Below are 21,038 nucleotides of genomic sequence, written 5' to 3'. Positions count from 1 at the left end.
ACACTGGTTCCCGCTATGGCATACCTCGACCACGCCGCCACCACCCCGATGCTGCCCGAGTCGGTCGCCGCGATGACGGCGCAGTTCGGCGTCGTCGGCAACGCCTCCTCGCTGCACGCCGCCGGCCGGCGGGCCCGCAGAGTGGTCGAGGAGTCCCGGGAGTCGCTCGGCGAGTCGCTGGGCGCCCGCCCCAGCGAGATCGTGCTCACCGGCGGCGGCACCGAGTCCGACAACCTGGCGGTCAAGGGCCTGTACTGGGCCCGGCACGACGCCGACCCGGCCCGCCGCCGGGTGCTGAGCAGCCCGGTCGAGCACCACGCGGTGCTGGACGCGGTGCACTGGCTGGCCGAGCACGAGGGCGCCGAGGTCGAGTACCTGCCGGTGGACGGGCTCGGCCGGGTGCACCCCGAGGCGCTCCGGGAGGCGATCGAGCGGGATCCGGGAACGGTCGCGCTGGTCACCGTGATGTGGGCCAACAACGAGGTCGGCACCGTCCAGCCGATCCGCGAACTCGCGGCCGTCGCCGCCGAGTTCGACGTGCCGATGCACTCCGACGCGGTGCAGGCGCTCGGCCAGGTGCCGGTCTCCTTCGCCGACTCCGGGCTGACCGCGCTGACCGTCACCGGCCACAAGGTCGGCGGCCCGTACGGGGTCGGCGCGCTGCTGCTGGCCCGCTCCGCCAAGCCCGTCCCGCTGCTGCACGGCGGCGGCCAGGAGCGCGACGCGCGCTCCGGCACGCTGGACGTGCCGGGCGCGGCCGGCTTCGCGGTGGCCGCCGCGCTGGCCGTCGAACGGCAGCCCGGGTACGCGGGCGCGGTCGGTGCGCTGCGCGACGAACTGCTGGCCGTGGTCGGCTCGGCCGCGCCGGACGCGGTGCTCAACGGCGACCCGGGCGCGGACGGGCGGCTGCCCGCCAACGCGCACTTCTCCTTCCCGGGCTGCGAGGGCGACGCGCTGCTGATGCTGCTGGACGCGGCGGGGGTCGAGTGCTCCACCGGCTCGGCCTGCTCGGCGGGCGTCCCGCAGCCCAGCCACGTGCTGCTGGCGATGGGCGTCGACCCCGAGCTGGCCCGGGCCTCGCTGCGCTTCTCGCTCGGCCACACCTCCACCGCCGCCGACGTGGCGGCGCTGGCCGCCGCGCTGCCCGGCGCCGTGGAGCGGGCCCGCCGGGCCGGGCTGGTGCGGGCGGCCCGCTGAAACAGGTTCCGCACGGAACCTTCTGCTTCCGGACGTACTCTGGGGGCATGAACGCACCCCTGCCCGAGCGCACCGTCCGCGACCTGACCGGGATGCTGGTCCAGGCCGCGCACGCGATGAACACCCGGCTGTCGCTGGCGCTGGCCGAGATCGACAGCTCCCCGCGCAAGCACTGCGTGCTGCTGCACGCCCTGGAGGCCGAGCGCACCCAGTCGCAGCTGGCCGCGATCGCCGGGCTGGACAAGACCACCATGGTGGTCACCGCCGACGAGCTGGAGCGGGACGGCCTGGCCGAGCGCCACGCCTCCGCGACCGACCGGCGGGTGAAGGTCATCCGGGTCACGCCCGCGGGCGCCGAGCTGGTGCGGCGCGGCGAGGTGATCGTCGACCGGGTGCACGGCGAGGCGCTGGGCGAGCTGTCGGCGGGGGAGCGGCAGGTGTTCGTGGACGCGCTGGACCGGCTGCAGCAGGCGGCGGAGTTCCCGGTGGTCGGCGAGGGCGGCGTGGTGCGCAAGCCGCGGCGGGCCCGGCAGGGGTAGCTCCGTAGACCGTCCCGCTTTGGATCGTCTATTACAAAACTATCTGCTACGGTCTCTCTTGTCGGGAGAGCGCGTCCGCGCACCCCCGGGGAGGGAGAGAACCGTGTCCGAGAACCCGTCACGCGCCCGCTGGCTGGCCCTCGCGGTGGTGTGCGCCGGAATGCTGATGGTGATCCTCGACGGGTCCATCACCACCGTCGCGCTGCCCGCCATCCAGACCGACCTGCACATCGGAACGGCCGGACTGGCCTGGGTGGTGGACGCCTACGTGGTCGCCTTCGGCGGACTGCTGCTGCTCGCCGGCCGCCTCGGCGACCTGCTCGGCCGCCGCCGGGTCTACCTCGCCGGGATCGCCGCCTTCACCGTCGCCTCGGTGTTCTGCGGCCTCGCCGTGAACGCCGGCACGCTGATCGCCGCCCGCTTCCTGCAGGGCGCCGGCGGCGCGACGGCCTCCGCCGTCGGCCTCGGCATGGTGGTCGCGCTGTTCCCCGACCCCGCCGAGCGGGCCAAGGCGTTCGGCGCCTTCGGCTTCACCGGCGCGGTCGGCGCCTCGCTCGGCCAGGTGCTCGGCGGCGTCCTCACCGAGGGCCTCGGCTGGCACTGGATCTTCTTCATCAACCTGCCGATCGGCGCCGCCGCCGTGCTGGCCGGAGCCCGCCTGCTGGCCGACGACCGCGGCCCCGGCCTGAAGGCGGGCGCCGACGCCCCCGGCGCCGCCCTGGTCACCGGCGGCCTCATGCTCGGCGTCTACACCATCGTCGAGGGCGGCCCGGCCGGCTGGACCTCCGCCCGCACCCTGGCCACCGGCGCCGCCGCGCTCGTCCTGCTCGCCGCGTTCCTGCTCCGGCAGCGCCGCACCGCCACCCCGCTGCTGCCGCCGCGGATCCTCGCCCGGCGCACCACCGCGCTCGCCAACCTGGTCCAACTCCTCATGCTGGCCGCGCTGTTCGGCTTCCAGATCCTGCTCGCCCTGTACCTCCAGCAGGTCCAGCACTACGGCGCGCTGGCCACCGGCCTGGCCATGCTGCCCGCCGCCCTCACCATCGGCGCCGTCTCGCTGCTGCTCGCCGCCCGCACCATCGCCCGGATCGGCGAACGCCGCACCCTGCTGCTCGGCCTGGCCCTGCTCACCGTCGGCATCGCCCTGCTCACCCGGCTCCCCGCCGGGCGGCTGAACTACGCCGCCGACGTGCTGCCCACCCTGCTCAGCTCCGCCGGGTTCGGCCTGGCCGCCACCGCCCTCACCGCGCTCGGCATGGCCGACGCCCGCCCCGAGGACGCCGGACTGCTCTCCGGCCTGCTCAACACCACCCAGCAGGTCGGCGCCGCGCTCGGCGTCGCCGTCCTCACCGCGCTGGCCGCCGGCCGCGGCACCGGCGGCTTCCACCTCGCCTTCGGCACCGGCGCCGCCCTGCTGCTCGCCGCGTTCCTGCTGGCCCTCGCCCTGCCCCGGCACCGGGGGGCCGCCGAGGCCGCCGACGCCGAACCGCCCGTCCTGGTGCACGGCTGATCCGCCCGCCCGATCCGCCCGCCCCCGGGGGCCCGGCCGCGTCCCCGACGCCCGCCGGGCCCCCGTTACGCTTGAGGCACCATGACTGACTTCCCCGGCGCCCCGACCACCCCGTCCACCGGCCGTCTGCGCGTGCTCGCCGCGATGTCCGGCGGCGTCGACTCCGCCGTCGCCGCCGCCCGGGCCGTCGAGGCCGGCCACGAGGTGACCGGCGTCCACCTGGCGCTCGCCAGCAACCCGCAGTCCTTCCGCACCGGAGCCCGCGGCTGCTGCACCCTGGAGGACTCCCGGGACGCCCGCCGCGCCGCCGACGTGATCGGCATCCCGTTCTACGTCTGGGACCTGGCCGAGCGCTTCCGCGAGGACGTGATCGACGACTTCGTCGCCGAGTACGCCGCCGGGCGCACCCCCAACCCGTGCCTGCGCTGCAACGAGAAGATCAAGTTCGCCGCGCTGCTCGACAAGGCGATCGCGCTCGGCTTCGACGCCGTCTGCACCGGCCACTACGCCCGGATCGTCGACCACGCCGACGGCACCCGCGAACTGCACCGCGCCGTCGACGCCGCCAAGGACCAGTCCTACGTCCTCGGCGTGCTCGACGCCGAACAGCTCGCCCACTCGCTGTTCCCGCTCGGCGACACCACCAAGGACGTCATCCGCGCGGAGGCCGAGCGGCGCGGCCTGGCCGTCGCCAAGAAGCCCGACAGCCACGACATCTGCTTCATCACCGACGGCGACACCCAGGGCTTCCTGGCCGAGCGCCTCGGCACCGCCCCCGGCGACATCCTCGACACCGACGGCACCAAGCTCGGCGAGCACGACGGCGCGTACGGCTTCACCATCGGCCAGCGCAAGGGCCTGCGGCTCGGCCGCCCCGCCGCCGACGGCAAGCCCCGCTACGTGCTCGACATCTCCCCGGTGAACAACACCGTCACCGTCGGCCCGGTCGAAGGACTCGACGTGCACGCCCTGACCGCGATCCGCCCCCGCTGGTGCGGCACCCCCGCCGCGGGCGAGGGCCGCTACACCGCCCAGCTGCGCGCCCACGGCGAGGAGGTCCCCGTCACCGCCACCCTGACGGACGACCGGCTCCACGTCCGCCTCGACACCCCCGCCCGCGGCATCGCCCCCGGCCAGGCCGTGGTGCTGTACGACGGCACCCGGGTGGTCGGCTCGGCGACCATCGCCAGCACCGAGCGGGCCGTCGCGGTCTAGTGCCGCGTCAGGCAGCCTTTGCCGTGAAGGAGCGGCGTCCGGTGCGTTCTCTCGGCGTGCCGGCCGGAAGCCCTCGTACTGGATGTACTTGGGTTTTCGGCCGGTGCGGCGAGAGGGCGTGCCGAGGGGGCACCTCCCAGCCCCCCCTGGGGCTGGGGGAGTCGCGACGGGCGAAGGCTGCCTGACGCGGCACTAGGGCACCTCACTCGAAGTCGGCCTGCTTCCAGTGCGACAGCGGCGGCATCACGACCGCCTCGCCGTCCAGGGCGCTGCGCAGGACCTCGCGCAGCCGCTCGTCGTCCAGGACCGCCCGGTAGTCGTGCAGCGGGGAGAGCCGGCGGTCCAGGGACAGCGCGTGCTCCACGGCGGCCCGGACCCCTGGGGAGAGCGGGCCGCGTCGGGACAGCACGGCGACGGCCGAGACGGCGGCCAGGTACGGGTTCCGGTCCTCCTTGTACCGCCAGGCCGGCGGCACCCGGAGCAGTCCACGTGCCGCCGCCTCCGGGTCGGCGGGCGGCTTCGGGCCGCCGGCCGTGCCGTCCCAGGCCGCCAGCAGCCGGATGCCCGGGTGGTGGTCCGGCCAGGCGTGCGACTCGCTCTCCCGGGCCCACTCCGCGACCTGCGGGCGCAGCACCACCGCGTGCTCGTGCAGCGGGAGCAGCGCGTCGTACGGTTCGGGGCGGCGCGGGTCGCCGGTGACGTAGCTCCGGCCGTTCTCCCGCTCCAGCTCACGTAGCCGCTCCACCAGGTCGGACAGGACGCGCGGGTCGCCGATCCGGGCCAGCGCCCAGCGCGCCTGGTCGCCGATGCTGCCGTCGAGGAACTCGTCGCCGCCGGTGTCCGCCAGCCGGGCGTGCAGCGCGTCGGCGTACGGGGCGGCCGCACGACCCAGTACGGCGAGGGTGGCCGCTGCCCGGTGCCGGACCTCTGGTGCGGGCGAGGACAGCAGCGCGCCGGCGGTAGCGGGCCAGAGCGGGCCGGTGGACGGGAGAGCCAGCAGCGGGTGCCAGCCGGCATCCAGCGCAGCCTCGCACAGTTCGTGGCGGCCCGCCTCTGCGGCCGCTCGGGCCAGCCGGACGGTGAGGTGCGCCGCGAGGCGCAGCGGCAGGCTGCGGCCGGTCCAGATGATCTCCCGGCCCAGTGTCGCCGGGTGGTCGTCGTCGGGCTCGGTCCACAGCCGCTCGACGGCGGCGGGCGCCGCCGGGTCGAGGACGGCCGCCACCCACTGGTCGGCCCAGCGCTCCGGCTCGGCGGCGTCCAGCGCGGCCAGCCCCCACAGCGCGGCCAGTCGGTGGGCGGCGGCGTCCGGGCCGTCGGCGCCGTGCAGGGTGTCGGTGAGCAGTGCGCGGGCCGCGTCGTCGGCCGGGTCGGCCACCTCGCCCAGACGGATCAACTGCTTTGCTCGGAACCAGGGTTCGCTCTCCTCGGGGATTCGCGCCAGCAGCGGTGCGGCCCGCTCCGTCAGGTGCAGGGCCGTTCGGCGGACCTCCAGGTCCGGGTCGGCCAGCAGCGGTTCCAGGGTGGTGCGGTGCTCGCGCCAGGCGGCGGCCCAACCGGGTGCGATCCGTTCGGCGGCTTCCTGCCGACCGACGCCGACCAGGTGCAGCAAGGTGCTCAGCAGCTCTTCCCGGTTCGGTCGGTCCGGTTCGCGGACCAGGGCGACCAGGAAGGGCAGCGCGGCGGGCGCGGCCGGGTCCATGCCCTTGTCCCAGCGGTACAGCGACAGTCCCCAGGTGGTCGGCTCGTTCCGGGCGGCCCGCCGCAGCTGCTCCAGCACCGGTTCGCCGATCCGGCCGGTCAGCCGCCGCCATGCTTCGTCCACCATCGTCACGCGCGGCATGGTGGCAGGTCGGGAGCCCGGTGGGCCAAGGGTTTTCCGGGGGGGCGCCGGAGGGCTGCCGGGCGGGCGGGGTTCCGCTTAGGATCGGCGCTCCGGTGCGGCGGCGGACAGGGGGATCCCGATGAAGGACAGGTACGTTCGCAAGCTGGGCGACGGGTCGTACGTCATCAGCGACAGCCCGGGGCCGATGCCGGGCGGGGGGTACGGCAGGAACGAGGGCGGGTCCGACGACGTCTTCGAGTCGGTGTGGTCGATCGCCATCGCCTCGACCATCCTGATGTGGCTGCTGCGGGTGGGGGTCTTCCCGGGCATGCCCGCGGTGGTGTGCTGGGGCCTGTCGGTGCTGCCGGCGGCGGCGATCGCCGTTCGGCTGGCGCTGAAGTTCACCAACCTGTGGGGCCGGTTCCTGTCCTGGGCGAGCGCCGCCGTGCTGCTGGCCGCGTTCGTCTACTGGGGGCTGCTGCTCTAATCGGTTTGACCTGGGCACACGGGCCGGTGGTAGGACTGGGGGCACTATGAACATCACGGTCTTCTGCTCCGCCAACTCCCTCGACGCCAAGTACACCGCCCCGGCGGCCGAGTTCGCCCGGCTGCTCGGCGAGGCCGGGCACACCCTGGTGTGGGGCGGCTCGCACGCCGGGCTGATGGGCGAGCTCGCCGACGGGGTCAAGGCCGCCGGCGGGCGGCTGGTCGGGATCTCGGTGGAGTTCCTGCGGCACAAGGCGTACGAGGGCGCGGACGAGCTGGTGACCATGCCGGACCTGCCGACCCGGAAGGCCGAGCTGCTGGCCCACGGGGACGCGCTGGTGGTGCTGGTCGGCGGGATCGGCACGCTGGACGAGATCACCGAGGTGCTGGAGCTGAAGAAGCACGGCCTGCACGACAAGCCGGTGGTGGTCCTGGACAGCGAGGGCTTCTACACCGGCCTGCGCCTCCAGCTGGAGCGGATGGACGCCGAGGGCTTCCTGCCCCGTCCGCTCGCCGAGCTGGTGGCCTTCGCGCGGACCCCGGCCGAGGCGCTCGCCCACCTGTCCGCACACCAGCCCCAGTAAGGAAGACCGTCTTGGGTGTCCACCTGATCACCGGCGCCGGCTCCGGCATCGGCGCCGTCGTCGCCGACAAGCTCACCGCCCGCGGCGAGGAGCTCTGGCTGCTCGTCCGCGACGCGCGCCGGGCCGCCCAGCTGCGCGAGCGCTACCCCGACGCGCGGACCCTGGTCGGCGACCTGGACGACCCGGCCAAGCTCTCCTGGGCCTTCGGGCACCAGGCGCTGCCGGTCGAACTCGACTCGCTGCTGCACGTCGCCGGGGTGGTCGAACTCGGCACGGTCGCCGAGACCCCGGTCAAGGCGTGGCAGCACCAGCTCAACGTCAACGCGGTCGCGCCCGCCGAGCTCACCCGGCTGCTGCTGCCCTCGCTGCGGCTGGCCCGCGGCCACGTGGTGTTCGTCAACTCCGGCGCCGGGCTGCGCGCCGACCCGACCTGGGGCTCGTACGCGGCCAGCAAGTTCGCGGTGCGCGCGCTGGCCGACGCGCTGCGGCAGGAGGAGCACGCCAACGGCGTCCGGGTGACCAGCGTCTACCCGGGGCGGACGGCCACCCCGATGCAGCAGAAGGTCCACCAGCAGGAGGGCCTGGCGTACGACCCGGAGCGCTGGATCGCGCCGGAGTCGGTGGCCACCGCCGTCCTCACCGCGATCGACCTGCCGCGGGACGCCGAGATCACCGAGATCACCGTCCGGCCCGGCAGGTAGCCGGGACGCCGGGGGGCGCGGGTCGTTTCCCGCGCCCCCCGCGCGCCTCGTAGGCTCTCCCCGTGACTGACGTGGACGTTTTCGCGGAGCTGTCCGGTGCGGCGACCGGAGTCGGATCGATGCCCGGCGGGGACGCCCGGGACATGGCCCGCGGCGTGATGGCCGAGCTGGAGCAGCTGCCGCACCTGCCCGAACTGCCCGGGCGCGGGCCGGGCGCCGACATGATCGGGCGCGGCGCCGGACTGCTGACCGAGCTGTTCGTGCAGACCGAGCCCAGCGGCTGGCGCTTCACCGACCACCCCGGGCGGGACACCAAGCGGGCGGTGTCCTGGCTCGGCGAGGACCTCGACGTCCTGGAGGAGCACACCCAGGGCTACACCGGCCTGCTCAAGGTGCAGGCCGTCGGGCCGTGGACGCTGGCCGGCTCGATCGAACTGCGGCACGGCGAGAAGGCGCTCAGCGACCCCGGCGCCTGCCGGGACATCGCCGGCTCGCTCACCGAGGGCCTGCGCCGCCACCTCGCCGACGTCCGCCGCCGGGTCCCCGGCGCCACCGTCGTCCTGCAGCTCGACGAGCCGCTGCTGCCCGCCGTCCTCGCCGGATCGGTGAAGACCGCCAGCGGCTTCCAGCGGCTGCGCGCGGTCGACCGCCAACTCGCCGAGCACGCCCTGCGCGAGCTGATCCGCGGCCTGGACGCGCCCGTCCTGGTGCACAGTTGCGCGCCCGGGGTGCCGATCCCGCTGCTGCGCCGGGCCGGCGCCGCCGGGATCAGCCTGGACTTCGGCCTGCTGACCGAGCGCGACGACGACGACCTGGGCGAGGCGGTCGAGGGCGGCACGCTGCTCCTCGCCGGTGTGGTGCCGTCCACCGACGTCGAAAGGTCGGACCCGGCCGGTAGTGTCCAGGGTGTCAGGACGCTGTGGCGCAGGCTCGGTCTGGCCCCCGAACTGCTGGGCCGCCGAGTGGTGGTGACGCCGACGTGCGGGCTGGCGGGGGCCTCCCCGGCGTACGCGCGGCGGGCGCTGGCCACCGCGGTCCGCGCCGCCCGGAGCCTGGTGGACAACCCGGAGTAGCGAGACGAGGAGGACGGCACGGTGGCGGCTGTGGAGGGCTGGGAGGAGATCCCGGCGGAGGTGCGGACGCGGCACGCCGAGCTGGCGACCGAGATCGAGGAGCACCGCGCCCGGTACTACGAGCAGGACGCCCCGGTCGTCACCGACGCCGAGTTCGACGCCCTGATGCGCGAACTGGAGGCCCTGGAGGCCGCGCACCCGGCGCTGGTGACGCCCGACTCGCCCACCCAGAAGGTCGGCGGCGCCCCGACCGTGCTGTTCGCCCCGGTCGAGCACCGGGAGCGGCTGCTCAGCCTGGACAACGCGATGGACGACGAGGAGCTGGCCGCCTGGGCCGAGCGGGTCGCCACCGAGCTGTCCGGCATCGACTACCACTACCTGTGCGAGCTGAAGGTCGACGGCCTGGCCGTCAACCTGACGTACGAGCACGGCGTGCTGGTGCAGGCCGCCACCCGCGGCGACGGCCGGGTCGGCGAGGACATCACCCCCAACGTCCGCACCATCGCCGAGATCCCGCACCGGCTGCACGGCGAGGACCTGCCGGAGCTGGTCGAGATCCGCGGCGAGGTCTACTTCCCCACCGAGGAGTTCGACGCGCTGAACGCCTCCTTCGCGGCGGAGAACGAGCGCCGCCGGCAGGAGAACGAGGAGCGCGCCAAGGAGGGCAAGCGGCCCCGGGCGATGATCCGGCTGTTCATGAACCCGCGCAACGCCGCCGCCGGGTCGCTGCGGCAGAAGGACCCGCTGGTCACCGCCGCCCGCCCGCTGCGGATGGTGGTGCACGGCATCGGCGCCCGGCGGGGCTTCGACATCGACTGCCAGTCGCACGCCTACCAGCTGCTGCACGACTGGGGGCTGCCCACCGCCAAGCACAACAAGGTGGTCGGCACGCTGGACGAGGTGCGGGCGTTCGTCAAGCACTTCGGCGAGCAGCGGCACTCGGTCGAGCACGAGATCGACGGCGTGGTGGTCAAGGTCGACGAGATCGCCCTGCAGGGCCGGCTCGGCGCCACCTCCAAGTCGCCGCGCTGGGCGATCGCCTGGAAGTACCCGCCGGAGGAGGTCACCGGCAAGCTCGCCGCCATCGAGATCGGCATCGGCCGCACCGGCCGGGCCACCCCGTACGCGGTGCTGGCCGAGCCGGTGAAGGTGGCCGGCTCGATGGTGCAGTACGCCACCCTGCACAACCAGCAGGTGGTCAAGGCCAAGGACGTGCTGATCGGCGACACCGTCGTGCTGCGCAAGGCGGGTGACGTGATCCCGGAGATCCTCGGCCCGGTCTACGACCTGCGGGACGACACCGAGCGGGAGTTCGTGATGCCCGCGCAGTGCCCGGAGTGCGGCAGCGGGCTGCGCCCGATGTCCGAGGGCGACATCGACCTGCGCTGCCCCAACGCCCAGCACTGCCCGGCCCAGATCCGCGAGCGGATCGCCTTCCTCGGCGGCCGCCAGTGCCTCGACGTCGAGGGCCTCGGCTACGTCGCCGCCACCGCGCTCACCCAGCCGCTGCCGCCGGTCGAGCCGCCGGTGCGCGACGAGGGCGACCTCTTCGGCCTGACCGAGGAGCAGCTGCTCCCGATCAAGGTGCTGGTGCGCGACCCGAAGACCGGCATGCCCAAGCCGGACGAGCGGACCGGCCGGGAGAAGGAGGTGTTCTTCTTCGCCAACAACGCGGGCGCGCCGAAGAAGAACACCGGCGTCCTGCTGGAGAACCTGGCCAAGGCCAAGGAGCGCCCGCTGTGGCGCTTCCTGAACGGCCTGTCGATCCGGCACGTCGGCCCGGTCGCCGCCCAAGCGCTGACCCGCGAGTTCCGCGACCTGGACCGGGTGTTCGCCGCCGACGAGACCGAGCTGGCCGCCGTCGAGGGCGTCGGCCCGACCATCGCCCGGGCCGTCAAGGAGTGGTACGCCGAGGACTGGCACCGCGAGGTGCTGGAGAAGTGGCGCGCCGCCGGGGTGGTCTTCACCGAGGAGGGCGCCGAGGAGCAGGGCGAGCGCCCGCTGGAGGGCCTGACCGTGGTGGTCACCGGCACCCTCGCCGGGCACACCCGGGACGGCGCCAAGGAGGCGCTGACCTCGCGCGGCGCCAAGGTCACCGGTTCGGTGTCGAAGAAGACCCACTTCGTGGTGGTCGGCGACAATCCCGGCTCCAAGCACGACAAGGCGCTGCAGCTGGGCGTCCCGGTGCTGGACGACGAGGGCTTCGCCGTCCTGCTGGAGCGGGGCGCGGACGCGGCCCGGGCGCACCTCGGGCTGGAGCCGATGGAAACCCCCGCGGAGGTGCCCGGAAAGGGCGCGCAGGAGGAGGCGGGCGCCGCCGGGGGAGCGGAGGCGGCGGCTCCGCTGGGCGGCGGGTCCGGTGCGAACGAAGCGGACCAGGTGGGGGAAAATGTCGGAGAAGGGGCGGAGAAGAAGGTTTCCTGACGCGTCGTTATCGTCCTGATGCCGCGTCAGTCGGGTGTTCGAGAAGGAAATCGGGCATTGTGTCACTGAACAACGCGCGGATATGACGTTGCACTCAGAGCTGGCCCGAAAGTGCGCCCAGGTGGGGCACCCCGGCTTACCCTGGGCGCTACGAACTGTCAGCAGGAGTGTGTGGCAACGGTCTTCCGCCGCGGCCCCGGGGACACGACCTCGTCTGACGTCCACCGGCACCTCTGCGGAGAGGGGTGCCTCACCGTGAGGCGGCCCCGCCGGGGGGCGGGCCCGACGGAGGACTGGGCTTATGGATCGTACGACCGGCGGCGCGCCCACACGCCCGCCGCAGGGGGTGGCAGGGGCGGTCCTGCTGCTCGGCGTGCTGCTGGCCGGAGCCGCGCCGCTCATCCCGCTGGCCGTCCTGGTGTACCGGTACGAACCCGAACTGCTGCCGCTGTTCTCGGTTCCCCTGGCGGTGCTGGTCGCCGCCTGGCGGATCGCCCGCGACCGGGCGCGCGACCAGCTCACCGACCCGCTCACCGACCTGCCCAACCGGCAGGCCCTGCTGATCGCCACCCAGGAGGCGCTGGCCAGGCACCGGGACGAACCCGGCCACCGGGACGGACCCGGCCACGGGGTCGGCCTGATCCTGCTCGACCTGGACCGCTTCCGCTCCCTCAACGACGCCCTCGGCCACACCGCCGGCGACCGGCTGCTGGTGCACATCGCCCGCCGGCTGCACCGCGCCCTGCGCACCGGCACCGGCCACCCCAGGGAGGACGAGGACGGCGCCGCGCTGCCCCCGCCGGTGCGGCGCGGCGAGCGCCCGGTGGTGGCCCGGATGGGCGGCGACGAGTTCGCCGTGCTGCTGCCGGGGGTGGGCAGCACCGAGGTGCTGGAGCGGACCGCGAAGGCGCTGATCGCCGAACTCGCCGCGCCGATCCGGCTGGACGGCCTGCTGCTCGTCCTGGAGGCCAGCGCCGGCGTCTGCGCCTACCCGGCCAACGCCGAGGATGCAGAATCGCTTCTGCGCCGGGCCGACGTGGCGATGGGCCACGCCCAGCACAGCCGCAGCGGCGTCGAGCGCTACGACGAGGCCCGCGACCTCGACACCCCGTACCGGATCGGCCTGCTCGGCGACCTGCGGCGGGCCATCGAGATGAACGAGGTCCAGCTGCACTACCAGCCCAAGGTCGCCTTCGACGGCAGCGTCGTCGGCCTGGAGGCGCTGGTCCGCTGGGACCGGGCCGGGCAGGGGCGGGTGGCGCCGGACGAGTTCATCGCGCTCGCCGAGTCCTCCGGGCTGATGCCCCGGCTCACCGACTACGTGCTGGAGAGCGCCGTCGGGCAGATCGCCCGCTGGCGCAACCAGGGCCTGATGGTGCCCGTCGCCGTCAACGTCTCGCCGCGCGACGTCCTCAACCCCGGCTTCGCCGCCCGGGTCGCCGGACACCTCGCCCGGCACCAGGTCCCGGCCGCCGCCCTCCAACTGGAGATCACCGAACGGCTGCTGCTCGACGACAGCCGGCGGGCCGCCGACACCCTGGCCGAACTGCGCCGCTACGGCGTCCGGATGTCCCTGGACGACTTCGGCACCGGCCACTCCTCGCTGGTGCGGCTGCGCAGCCTCCCGGTCGGCGAACTCAAGATCGACCGCTCCTTCGTCTCCCGGATGGTCGCCGACGACCACGACGCCGCCGTGGTCCGCTGCTCCGTGGAGCTCGCCCACTCGCTGGGCCTGACCGTGGTCGCCGAGGGCGTCGAGGACGACGAGACCTGGGAGCGGCTGCAGGACATGGGCGTCGACGCCGTCCAGGGCTGGCTGGTCTCCGCGGCGCTGCCCGCCGACCAGGCCACCGCCTGGCTGCTGGTGCGCCGCAACGACGCGCCGCCGGTGGAGTCGCTGCCGCGCTGACCGGGCGGGCGGGAGGGCCGTCCTGGGAGCCGTCCCAGGACGGCCCTCCCGCGTCTGCCCATAGGATGGCCCCTTAGGACCGAAAGGACGGGTGTGCCCAGGGGGCAGCCCGGTCCACCAGAACTCACCCTTGAGGATCGCTGCATGCCTGGCATCACGCGCGAGGAGGTCGCCCACCTCGCCCGGCTGTCGCGTCTGGAGTTGCAGGCGGAGGAGTTGGACCACTTCGCCGAGCAGCTCGACGTGATCATCGGCGCGGTCGCCCGCGTTTCCGAGGTCGCGGGGCAGGACGTCCCGCCGACCTCCCACCCGCTCCCGCTCACCAACGTGCTGCGGGCGGACGAGGTGCGGCCGTCGCTGACCCCGGAGCAGGCGCTCTCCGGCGCCCCGGCGAGCGAGGACCAGCGTTTCCGCGTGCCGCAGATCCTCGGGGAGGACTGACCGAGATGACCGAACTGATCAAGTACACGGCGGCCGAGACGGCCGGCGCCATCGCCAAGGGCGAGGTCACGGCCGTCGAGGTCGCCCAGGCCCACCTGGACCGGATCGACGCCGTCGACAAGAAGGTCAACGCCTTCCTGCACGTCGACCACGAGGGCGCGCTGGCCGCCGCCCGCGCCGTCGACGCCAAGCGCGCCTCCGGCGCCGAGCTGGGCCCGCTCGCGGGCGTGCCGCTCGCGCTCAAGGACGTCTTCACCACCCGGGGCATGCCGACCACCTGCGGGTCGAAGATCCTGGAGGGCTGGGTCCCGCCGTACGACGCGACCCTGACGAAGCGTCTGAAGGACGCCGACGTCGTCATCCTCGGCAAGACCAACATGGACGAGTTCGCGATGGGCTCCTCCACCGAGAACTCCGCGTACGGCCCCACCGGCAACCCGTGGGACCTCACCCGGATCCCCGGCGGCTCCGGCGGCGGCTCGGCGGCCGCGCTGGCCGCCTTCGAGGCCCCGCTCGCCATCGGCACCGACACCGGCGGCTCGATCCGCCAGCCCGGCGCCGTCACCGGCACCGTCGGCGTCAAGCCCACCTACGGCTCGGTGTCCCGCTACGGCCTGGTCGCCTTCTCCTCCTCGCTCGACCAGGGCGGCCCGTGCGCCCGCACCGTGCTCGACACGGCGCTGCTGCACGAGGCCATCGCCGGGTACGACCCGCTGGACTCCACCTCCATCGACGCGCCGGTCCCCGCCGTGGTCGCCGCCGCGAAGATGCGCGACGTGCGCGGCATGCGGATCGGCGTGGTCAAGGAGTTCGCCGGCGAGGGCTACCAGGCCGGCGTCATGCAGCGCTTCGAGGAGTCCGTCGAGCTGCTGCGCGAACTGGGCGCCGAGGTCGTCGAGGTCTCCTGCCCGTCCTTCACGCTGGCGATGCCCGCGTACTACCTGATCGCCCCGTCCGAGGCGTCCTCGAACCTCGCCCGGTTCGACGCCATGCGCTACGGCCTGCGGGTCGGCGACGACGGCACCCGCTCCGCCGAGCAGGTCACCGCGCTCACCCGCGAGGCCGGCTTCGGCGCCGAGGTCAAGCGCCGCATCATCCTCGGCACCTACGCGCTGTCCTCCGGCTACTACGACGCCTACTACGGCTCGGCGCAGAAGGTCCGCACCCTGATCTCGCGGGACTTCGACGCCGCCTTCGCCGGCGTGGACGTGCTGGTCTCCCCGACCACCCCCACGACGGCATTCCCGCTCGGCGAGCGGGCAGACGACCCGCTGGCGATGTACCTCGCCGACCTGTGCACCATTCCCTCGAACCTGGCGGGCAACGCGGCCATGTCGCTGCCCTGCGGGCTCGCCCCGGAGGACAATCTCCCGGTCGGCCTGCAGATCATCGCCCCCGCGATGGCGGACGACCGCCTCTACCGCGTGGGCGGCGCCGTCGAGGCCGCGCTCAACGACAAGTGGGGCCACGCCCTGCTGGAGGAGGCACCGGCACTGTGAGCAAGATCGAGAAGGCCAAGGGCTGGAAGCACTCGAAGCCCGGTCTGTGGCTGTCCATCGGCACCAGCGCCTTCGGCGCGATCTCCATCGTCAAGGAGGCCCGCACCGCGCGCGCCGACAACGACACCCTCAAGCTGGTCAACGCCCTGGTCGGCGCCGCCGCCCTGGTCACCGGCACCGCGCTCCTCGTCCGCGAGCTCAAGCGTCTCGGCGACGACGACGTCCTGCTCGGCTGAACACCCATGATGGAAGAAGGGACGCTGTGAGCGTCATGAGCCTGGTCTCCTACGAGGAGGCTCTCGCCTCGTACGACCCGGTGATGGGCCTTGAGGTCCACGTCGAGCTGGGTACCAAGACCAAGATGTTCTGCGGCTGCTCGACCGAGCTGGGCGCGGAGCCGAACTCGCAGACCTGCCCGACCTGCCTGGGGCTGCCCGGGTCGCTGCCGGTGGTCAACGCGGTCGGCGTCGAGTCGGCGGTGCGGATCGGCCTCGCGCTGAACTGCGAGATCGCCGAGTGGTGCCGGTTCGCCCGGAAGAACTACTTCTACCCGGACATGCCGAAGAACTTCCAGACCAGCCAGTACGACGAGCCGATCGCCTTCAACGGCTACCTCGACGTGCAGCTGGAGGACGGCGAGGTCTTCCGGGTCGAGATCGAGCGCGCCCACATGGAGGAGGACACCGGCAAGTCCACCCACGTCGGCGGCGCCACCGGCCGCATCCACGGCGCGGAGTACTCGCTGCTGGACTACAACCGGGCCGGCATCCCGCTGATCGAGATCGTCACCAAGCCGATCGAGGGCGCGGGCCACCGCGCCCCCGAGGTCGCCAAGGCGTACGTCGCCGAACTGCGCGAGCTGATCAAGGCGCTGGGCGTCTCCGAGGCCCGGATGGACAAGGGCCAGATGCGCTGCGACGTCAACCTGTCGCTGCGTCCCAACGGCACCGAGACCTTCGGCACCCGCAGCGAGACCAAGAACGTCAACTCGCTGCGCAGCGTCGAGCGGGCCGCCCGGTTCGAGATCCAGCGGCACGCCACCGTGCTCACCGACGGCGGCACCATCGTCCAGGAGACCCGGCACTTCCACGAGGAGGACGGCTCCACCACGGCCGGCCGGATCAAGGACAACGCCGAGGACTACCGGTACTTCCCCGAGCCCGACCTGGTGCCGGTCGCCCCGGCCCGGGAGTGGGTCGAGGAGCTGCGGGCCGCGCTGCCCGAGCTGCCCCGGGTCCGCCGGGCCCGGCTGCAGGCCGAGTGGGGCCTGACCGACAAGGACATGCAGTCGGTGCTCAACGCCGGTGCGGTGGAGCCGATCTCGGAGACCATCGCGGCCGGCGCCCCCGCCGACCAGGCCCGCAAGTGGTGGATGGGCGAGCTGGCGCGGCGCGCCAACGAGACCGGCACCGAGCTGTCCGAGCAGCCGATCACCCCGGCCCAGGTGGCCCGGGTGTGCGCGCTGGTCGCCGAGGGCAAGCTCAACGACAAGCTGGCCCGCCAGGTCATCGAGGGCGTCCTCGCGGGCGAGGGCGAGCCGGACGACGTGGTCGCCGAGCGCGGCCTGGCCGTCGTCTCGGACGACTCCGCGCTCGGCGCGGCCGTCGACCAGGCCATCGCCGACAACCCGGACGTCGCCGCGAAGATCCGCGACGGCAAGGTGCAGGCGGTGGGCGCGCTGGTCGGCGCGGTCATGAAGACCACCCGCGGGCAGGCCGACGCGGCGAAGGTCAAGGACCTGATCCTGGAGCGGCTTGCCGCGTAAGGACCATCGGGTCCAGCCTGGAGAAGCTCGCCTGAGGTTCCTAAGGCGGTACGGCGGGGCCTAAGGAGGCTCCTTAGGCCCCGCCGAGCACGGTGCCCGTCCCCCGCCGGGGGCGGGCACCGCCGTTTTCGCGGCCGGTGGCCCGCGGAGATCGGGCAGGCTCCCGATGTGGCGCACCCCCCTGGGGGCGGAGGCTGGACACAGCACGCAACGAGGGGAAGTCACCGTGTACGAGTACGAGTTGTTCAAGGTGCGGGAACGCGAACTGCACAGCCGGGCCGCCGCCGAGCGGCTGGCCCGCGAGGCGGCCGGCGGGCGGACCGGGCTGGTCGAGCGGCTGGCGCGGCTGGTCCGGCGGGAGGCCGCGCCGCGCACCGGGCCGGTCGCGGAGCAGGGCCGTCCGGGGGCCGCGGCGGGCTGCGCGGGATGACCGGCGGGGCCGGGCCGTCCACCGCTCGGGATAACCGTTCGGTGGGGTCCGGGCCCTGTGGCATGCTCGCGGACATGGAGCAGACAGTCAGCCCGGTGTTCGTCGGACGCGGCCGGGAGACCGGCCTGCTCACCGCGGGACTGGACCGGGCGGGGGCGGGGGAGCCGCAGGCCGTGCTGGTCGGCGGGGAGGCCGGGGTCGGCAAGACCCGGCTGGTCGAGGAGTTCCTGGCGCGGGCCGAGGCGGCCGGGGCGGTGACCGCGCTCGGCGCCTGCCTGGAGGTCGGCGCCGAGGGCCTCCCGTACGGGCCGCTGTCGGCCGCGCTGCGCCGCCTGCACCGCCGGCTCGGGCCCGAACTGGACGCCGCCGCCGCCGGGTTGGAGGGCCGGCTGGCCCGGCTGCTGCCGGACTTCGGGGAGGCCGACGGCGAGGGCAACGACGAGTACGGCCGGGCCCGGCTGTTCGAGCACACCGCCCGGCTGTTCGAGCGGCTGACCGAGGGCCGGACGCTGGTCCTCGCCGTCGAGGACCTGCACTGGTCCGACCGCTCCACCCGGGAACTGCTCGCCTACCTGGTCCGCACCCTGCACCGCTCCCGGGTGCTGATCGTCGCCACCTACCGCACCGACGACCTGCACCGCCGCCACCCGCTGCGCCCCTTCCTGGCCGAACTCGAACGGCTGCGCACCGTCCAGCGGCTCGAACTCGAACGCCTCGACCGGCCCGAGGTGGCCGCCCAACTCGCCGGGATCCTCGGCCCCGAGACCCCCGGACGGGACGTGGTGGACCGGATCCACCGCCGCTCCGAGGGCAACCCGTTCTTCGTCGAGGAACTCGCCACCGCCTACCGCAACGGCTGCCTGGCCTGCGTCACCGAATCCCTGCGCGACATCCTGCTGGTCCGGGTCGAGGCGCTCCCCGAGGAGACCCAGCGGATCGTCCGGATCGCCGCCGAGGGCGGCTCCCGGATCGAACACGCCCTGCTCGCCGCCGTCGTCGCCGAGAGCGGCCACGGCCACGGCCCCGCCGGGGAGGACGCGCTGATCTCCGGGCTGCGCACCGCCGTCGGCGCCAACATCCTGCGCCCCGACACCGACGGCGAGGGCTACCGGTTCCGGCACGCCCTCGTCCGCGAAGCCGTCTCCGACGACCTGCTGCCCGGCGAACGCCAGGCCATCAACCGGCGGTTCGCCACCGTCCTGGAGGCCGACCCCGAACTCGTCCGGGCCGAACAGCGCACCGCCCGGCTCGCCGACTACTGGTACCGCGCCCACCAGCCCGCCCGCGCCCTGCCCGCCGCCCTCGACGCCGCCCGGGGCGCCCGCCGCCGCAACGCCTTCGCCGAACAGCTCAAGATGCTCGAACGCGCCCTCGAACTCTGGGACGCCGTCTCCGAACAGACCCTCGCCACCACCCCGCGCCCCCACGACCGGGCCGACACCTACCCGCCCTGCGGCTGCGCGGACGGCGACCACGACGGCTGCGACCGCCTCCAACTCGTCGACGTGCTCGCCGAAGCCGTCGACGCCGCCCGCCGGGCCGGCGACCGCGACCGCGGCCAGAGCCTGGCCCGCCGCGCCCTCGGCCTGGTCGACGAGCACCGCAACCCGCTGCGCGCCGCCTGGTTCCGGCTCCAGCGCGCCAAGATGCTCGACCAGCTCAAGCGCGGCGGCGGCCTGGAGGAGATCCAGTACGCGCACCGGCTGGTGCAGGACCTCGGCCCGTCCGCCGTCCAGGCCGAGGCCCTCGCCCTGGAAGCCGCCCACGGACTGCTCCGCAACCCCGGCCCCGCCGCCGTCGCCGCCGCCGAACGCGCCGCCGACATCGCCCGGCAGGCCGGCGCCCCCTCCATCGAAGTGCACGCCCGGGTCACCCTCGCCGGACTCCTCGGCGACTTCGACGACGGCGAACGCGCCCTCGCCCTGCTCGCCGAAGCCGTCGAACAGGCCCGCCCGCTCGGCAACGACGACGTCCACACCCGCGGCCTCAACAACCTCGCCAGCCTGCTGCTCTCCTACGGCCGCGCCGAAGAAGCCGTCACCGCCGCCCGCACCGGCCTCGACGCCGCCCGCCGCAGCGGACTCCTGCTCAACACCGGCCCCATCCTCACCGGAAACCTCGCCGAAGCCCTCCTCGCCGCCGGCCGCACCCGGGAAGCCGCCGCCGTCCTCGCCGACTGGGACGACAAGCCCGAAGCCGACACCCACGGCGAATTCATGGACCGCCTGCGCGGCGAACTCGCCCTGCTCCGCGGCGACACCGACGAAGCCGAAACCCACTGGGCCGCCGCCCACGCCAGCGGCGGCAACGGCGCCCAACCCCAGCACGTCCTGCCCACCGCCGCCCTCGGCGTCCGGGTCGCCGTCCGCCGCGGCCGCCCCGACCAGGCCCGCGCCCGGCTCGCCGAAGCACTCGACGGCACCGCCCTCACCGGCCAGGACGGCCACCTCCTCCCGCTGCTCACCCACGCCGCCGAAGCCGAAGCCGACCAGCACCCGCGCACCCCCGACGGCGAAGCCGCCCTCGCCCGGATCGGCCGCCTCGCCGAAGGACTCGCCGCCCGCTGCGCCCTCCAACGCGGCTGGGCCGCCCTGCTCGCCGGCGAACTCGCCCGCGCCGCCGGCCGACCCACCACCGAACACCGGCGCACCGCCGTCACCGAACTGCGCGCCGCCGCCCTGCCCGGACCGCTCTCGCACGCCCTGCTGCGCGCCGCGGAGGACGCCGCCGCGGCCGGAGCACGCGACGAAGCCGCCGAACACCTCCGCGAAGCCGCCGAACTCGCCCGCCGGCGCGACGACCTCAGCACCCGCCGGGACGCCGAACTGCTCGCCGAACGACTCGGCCTCGGGCAGCGGGACGCCCCCGCGAACGGTTCCGGCGACGGGCTCGGCCTCACCCCGCGCGAACGGGACGTCCTGCGCCAGCTCGCCCTCGGCCGCAGCAACCGGCAGATCGCCGAACAGCTCTTCATCTCGCCGAAGACCGCCAGCGTGCACGTCTCCAACATCCTGGCCAAGCTCGCGGTCGGCGGCCGGGGGGAGGCGGCGGCGCTGGCCCACCGGCTGCGGTTGTTCCCGGAGGGGGAGGGGGTCTGACGGGTCGGGGGCGGGGGCCGGGGGGCGCTGCGCGCGGCGTCTGGGGTGTGGGGCGGGGGGGTTCGGCGGCCGGGGGGAGGCGGCTGCGCTGGCCCCCGGCGAGTACCCGGTGCTGGGCGAGGTGCTCGCCTCGGTCGGCCGCCCCGGTCCGGACGCCGACTTCCGGCACGGCACCGAGCTGACGGTGGCCGGGACGTCCGTGCTGTCCGCCGCCACGGCCGGAGGCTGACCCGGTCCGTCCCGCCGCCACCCCCGCCGCCCCCGGGCCGCGTCCCGCCCCGTCCCGCCCCGTCCCGGTCTGAGCCGAACGGGCGATCCCGGCCCCAACCCGCTTCGCGCCACCTG

16 protein-coding genes and 1 pseudogene are annotated in these 21,038 nt (G+C 74.4%); 16 read left to right on the top strand and 1 reads right to left on the bottom strand.

Features of this window, described 5'->3' with window-relative positions; genetic code table 11:
• Positions 1-15: 15 nt before the first annotated feature.
• The 4 genes from ACWEO5_RS06710 to mnmA all read left to right on the top strand — a co-directional run bounded on the left by ACWEO5_RS06710 (position 16) and on the right by mnmA (position 4,461).
• Entirely contained in the window at positions 16-1,197 is a 1,182-nt protein-coding gene (locus ACWEO5_RS06710; protein ID WP_452160776.1) for a cysteine desulfurase family protein, read from the top strand.
• A 47-nt stretch (positions 1,198-1,244) separates the two neighbouring features.
• The gene (locus tag ACWEO5_RS06705; RefSeq protein WP_452160774.1) at positions 1,245-1,736 is read left to right on the top strand and encodes a MarR family winged helix-turn-helix transcriptional regulator; all 492 of its coding nucleotides are present in this window, start codon (positions 1,245-1,247) and stop codon (positions 1,734-1,736) included.
• A gap of 160 nt (positions 1,737-1,896) precedes the next feature.
• Entirely contained in the window at positions 1,897-3,246 is a 1,350-nt protein-coding gene (locus ACWEO5_RS06700) for an MFS transporter (RefSeq protein ID WP_452160837.1), read from the top strand.
• Between the two features lie 81 nt (positions 3,247-3,327).
• Positions 3,328-4,461 carry a tRNA 2-thiouridine(34) synthase MnmA gene (gene mnmA, locus ACWEO5_RS06695; protein WP_452160772.1) on the top strand — a complete coding sequence of 378 codons (1,134 nt, stop codon included), beginning with the start codon at positions 3,328-3,330 and terminating at the stop codon, positions 4,459-4,461.
• Positions 4,462-4,663: 202 nt separating this feature from the next.
• On the opposite strand, the gene ACWEO5_RS06690 is transcribed toward mnmA, so the two are convergent.
• Entirely contained in the window at positions 4,664-6,292 is a 1,629-nt protein-coding gene (locus ACWEO5_RS06690) for a hypothetical protein (RefSeq protein ID WP_452160769.1), read from the bottom strand.
• A 130-nt stretch (positions 6,293-6,422) separates the two neighbouring features.
• Here ACWEO5_RS06690 and ACWEO5_RS06685 point away from each other — a divergent pair, with 130 nt between their 5' ends.
• The 12 genes and pseudogenes from ACWEO5_RS06685 to ACWEO5_RS06630 all read left to right on the top strand — a co-directional run bounded on the left by ACWEO5_RS06685 (position 6,423) and on the right by ACWEO5_RS06630 (position 20,693).
• Positions 6,423-6,770 (top strand): hypothetical protein, encoded by a 348-nt coding sequence (locus ACWEO5_RS06685; protein ID WP_452160767.1) that lies wholly within the window; start codon positions 6,423-6,425, stop codon positions 6,768-6,770.
• Between the two features lie 46 nt (positions 6,771-6,816).
• Positions 6,817-7,353, top strand: a complete 537-nt coding sequence (locus ACWEO5_RS06680) for an LOG family protein (protein ID WP_344552994.1) — start codon at positions 6,817-6,819, stop codon at positions 7,351-7,353.
• 11 nt (positions 7,354-7,364) lie between these two features.
• Positions 7,365-8,054: an SDR family oxidoreductase gene (locus ACWEO5_RS06675; protein WP_452160765.1), complete on the top strand. Its 690-nt coding sequence runs from the start codon at positions 7,365-7,367 to the stop codon at positions 8,052-8,054.
• A 71-nt stretch (positions 8,055-8,125) separates the two neighbouring features.
• On the top strand, positions 8,126-9,127 hold the full coding sequence (locus ACWEO5_RS06670; protein ID WP_452160835.1) for a methionine synthase: 1,002 nt from the start codon (positions 8,126-8,128) through the stop codon (positions 9,125-9,127).
• 30 nt (positions 9,128-9,157) lie between these two features.
• Positions 9,158-11,551, top strand: a complete 2,394-nt coding sequence (ligA, locus tag ACWEO5_RS06665) for an NAD-dependent DNA ligase LigA (RefSeq protein WP_452160833.1) — start codon at positions 9,158-9,160, stop codon at positions 11,549-11,551.
• A 364-nt stretch (positions 11,552-11,915) separates the two neighbouring features.
• A pseudogene (locus ACWEO5_RS06660) lies at positions 11,916-13,524 on the top strand (putative bifunctional diguanylate cyclase/phosphodiesterase); the annotation flags it as partial.
• An 80-nt stretch (positions 13,525-13,604) separates the two neighbouring features.
• Positions 13,605-13,901, top strand: coding sequence for an Asp-tRNA(Asn)/Glu-tRNA(Gln) amidotransferase subunit GatC (gene gatC / locus ACWEO5_RS06655; RefSeq protein WP_344552991.1), 297 nt, complete (start codon positions 13,605-13,607; stop codon positions 13,899-13,901).
• 5 nt (positions 13,902-13,906) lie between these two features.
• Positions 13,907-15,400, top strand: coding sequence for an Asp-tRNA(Asn)/Glu-tRNA(Gln) amidotransferase subunit GatA (gene gatA, locus ACWEO5_RS06650; protein ID WP_452160763.1), 1,494 nt, complete (start codon positions 13,907-13,909; stop codon positions 15,398-15,400).
• The gene (locus ACWEO5_RS06645) at positions 15,397-15,636 is read left to right on the top strand and encodes a hypothetical protein (protein ID WP_033214849.1); all 240 of its coding nucleotides are present in this window, start codon (positions 15,397-15,399) and stop codon (positions 15,634-15,636) included. The genes gatA and ACWEO5_RS06645 overlap by 4 nt, the downstream gene beginning before the upstream one ends.
• Positions 15,637-15,662: 26 nt before the next feature.
• A complete protein-coding gene (gene gatB, locus ACWEO5_RS06640) occupies positions 15,663-17,165 on the top strand; it encodes an Asp-tRNA(Asn)/Glu-tRNA(Gln) amidotransferase subunit GatB (protein ID WP_452160760.1) in 1,503 nt (500 codons plus the stop codon).
• Positions 17,166-17,391: 226 nt separating this feature from the next.
• On the top strand, positions 17,392-17,595 hold the full coding sequence (locus ACWEO5_RS06635; protein ID WP_344552988.1) for a hypothetical protein: 204 nt from the start codon (positions 17,392-17,394) through the stop codon (positions 17,593-17,595).
• A gap of 74 nt (positions 17,596-17,669) precedes the next feature.
• Positions 17,670-20,693, top strand: coding sequence for a helix-turn-helix transcriptional regulator (locus ACWEO5_RS06630; protein ID WP_452160758.1), 3,024 nt, complete (start codon positions 17,670-17,672; stop codon positions 20,691-20,693).
• Positions 20,694-21,038: the final 345 nt, after the last annotated feature.

The organism is Kitasatospora sp. NPDC004272 (assembly GCF_053603035.1).
This window is presented reverse-complemented; position numbering and strand designations above follow the sequence as displayed.